Genomic DNA, 6,749 nt, shown 5'->3' with positions numbered 1-6,749 from the left:
AATAATTTGATTAAATCAGGACTGTTTTGACACTTATAATTTGACAATTAACAATATGCCCTTAATTATGCCATTTACTTTCTGTTTAATGACAGTGAAGATGAGAATCTTGTTTACATTGGCCAATCTGTTAATGGGATTCAGCGGATCGAAGAACATGTTAGAGGTAAAGACTTTTGGACCTATGCCATTCTTTTTGTGACGGATAATAATAGTTTTGACAAATTATCGATTGACTATTTGGAATATGATTTCATACAAAAATTTAAGGAAAGCAGCTATGTTTTAACCAATAAAGATCTCAGACCTAATAAACCCAACATCAGTGTTTATGACCTCCCAAATCTGGAATCGTTCATTAATCAGATTGTGTTTTTACTGAGTGCAGAAGGAGTTGATCTCGATGAAGTAAAAGCCTCACCGGAAAAAGTTAAATATTATCGTCCTTCACCTAAACATCACGCTAAACTGTTTGTGCAGGACGGGAAATTTGTTTTGGCATCTGGCAGCGAGATTAAAAGACCGCCAGAATCAACAAAAGAATGGAAAAACAGCAGGCGCTTTGACAGGGGCAATGAGATTATTGACAGCTATATCGCAAACGAGAAGGTTAAAGAAATTGATGGGAAGTTGATCACGCAGGTGAATATTGCGTTTAAGTCGCCATCAGCACCGGCGGATCTGATTACCGGATTGTCTGAAAATGGCTGGAAATTTTTCAAGGGTCTCGATGAACTTAGAAACAAGTAGTTCTAAATTCTTGCTAGATGTTGGCAGCTTTATCTTAACATAATAGTGACTCACTACCCCAAAATACCCGCAATATCTAAGCATCATTTTACATCAAAATCCCAGGAGGACAGATGACTTTATTTAGCAAAAGAGTTGAAGAATTGATTAGCGAGAGCGGTGAAACCGTTGCGTCTTTGGCCGAAATTGGCGGCATCAATCGGTCCACCCTGCAACGGATAAAATCCGGTGAGCGCCTGCCAACCTCGGAGTTTTTCAGCAATCTGAGCCGGGCTTTACGGCTTTCGCCAGTTGAGCAGGATGAACTCGCCCAACTGCTGGAAATCGCCCGGGTCGGGGAGACAGTCAGTTACAGTCGTCGGCAGATCTTTGATCTGATTGAAATGATTTCTGAACTCACCGAATATAAGATTCCCTTTTCAAAAGAAGTAAACCGGAAAAGCTGCGACCGGGAAAATCAGCCGGCCACCGAGCCCATTGAAATCTGCTCCGATCCAATGGCGGTTTTGAATTTGATTGAAAACAGCATCGATCAGGAACTTTTTTCGGCCCCCCAACCAGACCTGAAATTGTGTATTCCCCATACTGAAAGTAAGGTATATGACTACATTTTTCAGCAGATGATGGGTAATAAGAAAAAACTGAACCTCGCGGATGTGTTGGGGTTCCGTCAACAGGCAGCGGCCGACGAACCGGATCAGGCGTTGGCGGCCCTTCGACATCTGATCGCCCTGTCCCTACTGGAAAATGTGAATTATCGTTCCTGTTATTACTATTTTTCGCCTGAAAGTCCAGTCTGGACTCCAGTAACGGCGCTGTTTCCGTATTTTATCTTGACTTCCGAACGGGTCATCACCATTTCAGCAGATTTTGAACAGGCGGTATTTTATCGGGGTGCGGCCATCATCGATGTGTATCGCGCCGAGTTTGACCGCCTGGTTGCCAAGTCTCAGTCCTTTATTGAAGAAAGTACCGATTTGTTTGAGGTCTATACCATGGAACAGATCCGCCAGTTAAAGCATGTGGTGGAGCCCTTACCCTGTTTTGCCTACTACATTGACCGGGAACTGCTTGAAGCAAATATGAATAAAGATTTTCCCTATTATCAAACGCTGCTGGAGATAGCTGTCAATCATTATGCCAATATCCAACGAGAAAACCCCAATATCATCAATGTATTTTCACTAAAAAACCTTGAGCAGTTTATGAAAGATGGACGTTTGAACTTTCCTGATGAAGTCTATGACGTTGTCAAACCCGCTGATCGCTTATACCTGCTCCGATTGGTTCGGGATGATCTGGCCAACAATCGCCGCTCTTATTATGCCATCGATGAGGAACAGATCTTTATGAACGGCTCTACCGAATTTTCCAATGAGCAGAATCTGATTCGTGTAATTTTGCACTACCGCAAAAATAATCAGCTGGTTTTTAAAGCCTTTGAAATTTATGAGCCCAGCGTGGTTGCCGCCTTTGATGACTTTTTTACCAATATGATTAAGAGCAGCTATGTATTACCAAAAGAGCAAACCCTGGCTGAACTGGATCGCCTTATGCAGCAGTGTGAAGTGTAACAGCCTTTGCGCCCAGACTTTCGTTTTACGGCGCCAGGCTCAATATAACTTAAGGTAGAACACTAGGTGACGGGCTACATATGGGGACGGTGATGTTATGCTGACCTCGTACGCAGCCCCCTCTAAAGAAAAAAACTGATTATAAAAGAAAAAAGCATTACGAACAAAGGAGAAAAAAATGAGCAAATTTGCTGTAATTGACACGGAGACAACCTGGGATGATGCGGTGATGTCCATTGGAATGGTCATCGCTGATACAGAGACCTTCGCGTTGGTTGACAAACGCTATTACATCCTCACGCCGTTTAAGGATCATGGCGGGATGTACAGCGACGCCTTGTATGCCAACGGCATCAAACCGGACTTGGAGTGTTCCCGGGAAAAAGCAGTGGCCGAATTGCAGTATTTTCTTTCTGATTATCAGGCCGTGGCGATGTTTGCCTACAACGCCGCGTTTGACTACCGGCATCTGCCAGAATTACGACATCTGGACTGGTATGATATTATGAAGGTGGCGGCGTATCGACAGCATAATCCCAGCATCCCCGATGGTGCCGAATGCTGCCGCACCGGCAGATTGAAGCGCGGTTACGGTGTCGAGAGCGTATACCGGATGTTAAGTGCGGAGCGGGAATACTGCGAATTGCACAACGCCCTGACTGACGCCATCGACGAGTTGACGATCATGAAGTTGCTTAACCACGAAATGGATAAATATGCCTTGGCGAGGATTTGAGCAAGAACATTATCAATTGGTTAAGTCGGACATTTTGAAAGAACCGATGATGTGATGGTGCCTAATAAGGTGCCCGGTCCCATCCAGCATCAGCTGGAAGCAGCCTATTCAGTCTGTATTTGAAAAAATCAACATTGGTGCCAAAACAATGGTTTTTATAATTGGTCGTGGCGGTGTTTGTCATCGTTTAGTCATCGATGCAATAGATTAATAATTATGATTAGTAGAGGGATTAAAAAATGGATCAATTAAAAGAATTGAAAGAAGCAAAGAGAGCAGCGGAAGAAGTCATCGAGAGAATCGATCATGCCTTATCATCACTCGAAAGTGCTTCATCTTGGGGTTTGTGGGATTTATTTGGTGGCGACTTCTTTTCAAGCTGGATGAAAAGAGGGAAAATCCAAGATGCCAATATGGATCTGCAAGCGATAAGCAGCTCACTCAACACGCTTAACAAAGAGCTTGAAGACGTGAATATGCGCTTGCCATCCGAGATTAGCGACACATTAGGCGATCATGCTTTTGATTTATGGTTTGACAATATCTTTACTGATATCAGGGTTCAAGGGGAGATAAAAGACTCTTTGCAGGAATTAAAAGATTTTAGAGGTCAGATTATAAGTCTTATAAAAAAGATAAACGCTGACATGCAGAATTTATTTCAGGTATCAAGCCTGGCACACTTTCAGAATAAGGGATATGATGGGCTTGTGTCCATTGAAGAAATGTTAAGCTATGGCGATACCGGTTTTGGAACTTACCACGCCCTTAACGGTGAAATGATTGTTCTTGATGGAATTGCTTATCGGGCTTTGGGGGATTGCCGGGTTGAACGGGCAACCCGAAGGGAAACAACCCCTTTTGCGACCTTGGGTTTTCTGGATGACGAAAAAAGTTATGATTGCAAAATTAATGGAGATATAAAAACCCTGATGGAACGATTGACGGCGCTGACCCAAAATACCCAGGCCCCGGTTATTGCCTGTTTGACCGGCGTTTTTCAGGAAATGGTGGTCCACGGGGTCTGGCCGGTCACGAAACCCTATCAGGAGCTGAACCTGATTATCAGAAAACAGGCTATCTATACCTTTCAAGAGATTCGCGGGCGACTGGTCGGTGTTTTTTGTCCCCCCTCGGCCAATGGCTTAAACGTAGTGGGTTGGCATTTTCATTTTCTCTCCGACGATTTAAAGGTGGGGGGTCATGTCAATGATCTATGGGTGCAAAGTCTGATGGTTACCTTTAGTGTCAAAAAAGAACTGGTGCTAATCAAGCCCTAAACACTTAAAAAGGAAGTCGTTCCTGACACCATCATATAAACGTATTCAGATTAAATAAGAGGGGGATCTGTGCCCGACACCAACTTATTGACTGTAAAATAAACGGCACGACAGGATAAATGGCCGGATGCCATCAAGCTGAAAGAAAACCGCTGGGATCAAAAAAGATCGGAGGTAGAACAATGAGAAAAAAAGTGCAGGTACTGTTGCTATTGGTATTAATCGCAATGATCAGTACCGGATGTTTTCCCCAAAAGAAAGACATTTTGGTGGGAAAGTGGCAGCGGGTAGAACCGGATAACATGTTCAATGGTCTGGTGGTCAATGTGGAAGTGCTTGATGATGGCTATCGTGGATTGATCATTGAAATGGGTCCCGAATTGGAGCGTATCGGTTATCGGATTGGCGATACCAAATGGAAAAATGTGAAAAAATTGAAATCGGGTTTGTATGTTTTTGAGGATCTTGGGAAAAATACAGAAACAAAAGAAACCCTATGGTTTGAAATGAATATAAATATCAGTCTGGAAGATCCTGACACCATCACGATTACCAGCGTGGCAAATACTGGTGAGGTGGGTTCAGTGCAAACCTGGAAACGGGTGCAGCCATCGGTATAGAAAGAAATAGTGCCCGACACTAACTTATGAGCGGATAAGGAGATCGGACTGGTGGATGAATTGGGGTCTGGCATTCGAAACACCTAAAAATACAGTAAAGTAGGGTGGTGATCCTGTCACTTAACATATTTGGCAATGGTATCATTGATCTCGATAATTATAGGATAAATAAACCTAAAAAATAAAGTTCACGAACCTAGGGCCAGGTAGAATGATTGCAGGAAAAAGCAAGTGTCAACGATCAGTTGACAGTTCAAAGCGAGGGACAGTCTAGTTAACCGGAATTTCCGGATAACTGGATTAGGAGCCAGGTGCCTTGGCTCAAATTAACTTCCTGCCCCCAAGCTAGTGACCAAGCCACCATGCAAGATGGTTTTACAGATATAAAAGATCGGAGCACAAGTTGACAGATAAAAATAAAAAATCAATGCGAATGGACTATCAAGCCATTTTTAAAAAAGCCTATCAGTTGATGGATGAAGCGATCATCGAGGGTGATTGTGGTGAACAATGCGGTTATCATTGTTGCCGCCGAATTGATGTCGACGGTAAGCGATTGGGCATGTATTTGTTACCCCTTGAATATGAATATATGCAAAGCGAGGTCGTGACCGATTGCGATCTGCACCGTCATCGGGACTACAATATGCCCCCTAAAATAAAGAAATATTATTATATCTATTGCCATCTGGCAGAAGGTTGCTTAAGAGATCATCGTCCGATTCAATGCCGGACCTACCCCTTTGAACCCCATCTCGAAAATGGTGTCTTCTCACTTGTGATTGAAAAAGAGCAGATTCATGGTTGTGTAATGATTGACCGCCGCTCAGAGTGGCGTCAGGCCTTTATCGATGGTGTTTATAATGGCTGGCTTGAACTGCTGAAGATCCCCATCATTAAGTATCACATTGAATATTTTTCCAACGAGCGAATCGCCGCCAATAACATGATGATACGCTATACTCCAAATGGATATGATGATCCGATTAAAAAAGATATTTGCTGATAATGAACTTATTAAAAATCCAGTTATTCGAAATTTTCGAATAACTGGATCAGACGGTAAAAACTACAATACCAAGCATTATAACTTATCGGCAATTGTTGCGTTGGGGTATAAAGTGAATTCTGAAAAGGCCGTTCAATTTTGGAAGTGGACAACTGAAATCGTCAAGTAATTTACATATGATGGGTGATGAACGGTTCTGGTATGATAAGGTGGCCGAGCAAAAAGGGGACCAATTTTCTGAAGGCGTCAAACCAAACTACGATGCTATGATTGAGCATATGATCACTTCACTGTATGTGATGGCATTAATCAGAGAATTTAAAAAGGTGAAGGTCTACTATTTCAAACACAATCAGGAAACAGTTTTTCGGGAAATGGAAAACTACGAGGAAATTATAAAAAATCAGAACGAGCAACTCCTGAAGGCAAACCTTGAAACAAACAAACTGAGGTCAGAAAGGGATATGCTTAGAAAAAATAAAATAGAATCAGAAAAGCTATTGCGGGGAGAGCTTGCCAAGAGTCAGAAGCCACTTAAAGAAGAAATTCCGCATTTGATGATCTATGAGGGCAATATGCCAGAAAAAGCAACTGCAATTTTTATTGATTATAAGCAAATCAGTCATAGCGATTATTACGAAGTCATCGGTTGGGTCAAACGAAAGAAGATGCCCTATCACTTTATTCAGTCAAAAGGAGTGGGTGAAACCATTGCAGAAATGGCAGTAACGTTCAAGAATTGCGAGTCTTAAGTAGGTTATTGTTAGGCCAGTGCGCCAA

8 protein-coding genes are annotated in these 6,749 nt (G+C 42.6%); all 8 read left to right on the top strand.

All coding sequences use genetic code 11. The features are described from left to right. Window positions 1–198 precede the first annotated feature (198 nt). The 8 genes from ABGU93_RS08640 to ABGU93_RS08605 all read left to right on the top strand — a co-directional run bounded on the left by ABGU93_RS08640 (window position 199) and on the right by ABGU93_RS08605 (window position 6,721). The gene (locus tag ABGU93_RS08640; protein ID WP_347413062.1) at window positions 199–750 is read left to right on the top strand and encodes a DUF4357 domain-containing protein; all 552 of its coding nucleotides are present in this window, start codon (window positions 199–201) and stop codon (window positions 748–750) included. A 113-nt stretch (window positions 751–863) separates the two neighbouring features. Then, complete coding sequence (locus tag ABGU93_RS08635) at window positions 864–2,324, top strand: helix-turn-helix transcriptional regulator (protein WP_347413061.1); 1,461 nt, start codon at window positions 864–866, stop codon at window positions 2,322–2,324. A 178-nt stretch (window positions 2,325–2,502) separates the two neighbouring features. After that, complete coding sequence (locus tag ABGU93_RS08630) at window positions 2,503–3,060, top strand: hypothetical protein (protein ID WP_347413060.1); 558 nt, start codon at window positions 2,503–2,505, stop codon at window positions 3,058–3,060. A 239-nt stretch (window positions 3,061–3,299) separates the two neighbouring features. After that, window positions 3,300–4,340 (top strand): acetolactate decarboxylase, encoded by a 1,041-nt coding sequence (locus ABGU93_RS08625; protein ID WP_347413059.1) that lies wholly within the window; start codon window positions 3,300–3,302, stop codon window positions 4,338–4,340. 182 nt (window positions 4,341–4,522) lie between these two features. Further along, window positions 4,523–4,960: a hypothetical protein gene (locus ABGU93_RS08620; protein WP_347413058.1), complete on the top strand. Its 438-nt coding sequence runs from the start codon at window positions 4,523–4,525 to the stop codon at window positions 4,958–4,960. Window positions 4,961–5,363: 403 nt separating this feature from the next. Next, entirely contained in the window at window positions 5,364–5,966 is a 603-nt protein-coding gene (locus ABGU93_RS08615; protein WP_347413057.1) for a hypothetical protein, read from the top strand. Then, entirely contained in the window at window positions 5,929–6,138 is a 210-nt protein-coding gene (gene rhuM, locus ABGU93_RS08610; protein WP_347413056.1) for a RhuM family protein, read from the top strand. Before ABGU93_RS08615 ends, rhuM begins: the two co-directional genes overlap by 38 nt. A gap of 7 nt (window positions 6,139–6,145) precedes the next feature. Next, window positions 6,146–6,721, top strand: coding sequence for a hypothetical protein (locus tag ABGU93_RS08605; protein ID WP_347413055.1), 576 nt, complete (start codon window positions 6,146–6,148; stop codon window positions 6,719–6,721). The last annotated feature ends 28 nt before the right edge of the window (window positions 6,722–6,749 follow it).

The organism is Acetobacterium sp. (assembly GCF_039830195.1).
GTDB lineage: Bacteria > Bacillota > Clostridia > Eubacteriales > Eubacteriaceae > Acetobacterium.
Note: the sequence above shows the minus strand (reverse complement) of the source record. Positions and strands in the feature narration are given on the sequence as shown.

Bases quoted from the DNA above. Each gene is read 5' to 3' on its own strand.
- ABGU93_RS08635 (WP_347413061.1), top strand. From the start codon at position 864: ATGACTTTATTTAGCAAAAGAGTTGAAGAATTGATTAGCGAGAGCGGT.
- ABGU93_RS08630 (WP_347413060.1), top strand. From the start codon at position 2,503: ATGAGCAAATTTGCTGTAATTGACACGGAGACAACCTGGGATGATGCG.
- ABGU93_RS08625 (WP_347413059.1), top strand. From the start codon at position 3,300: ATGGATCAATTAAAAGAATTGAAAGAAGCAAAGAGAGCAGCGGAAGAA.
- ABGU93_RS08620 (WP_347413058.1), top strand. From the start codon at position 4,523: ATGAGAAAAAAAGTGCAGGTACTGTTGCTATTGGTATTAATCGCAATG.
- rhuM (WP_347413056.1), top strand. From the start codon at position 5,929: ATGGATATGATGATCCGATTAAAAAAGATATTTGCTGATAATGAACTT.
- ABGU93_RS08605 (WP_347413055.1), top strand. From the start codon at position 6,146: ATGATGGGTGATGAACGGTTCTGGTATGATAAGGTGGCCGAGCAAAAA.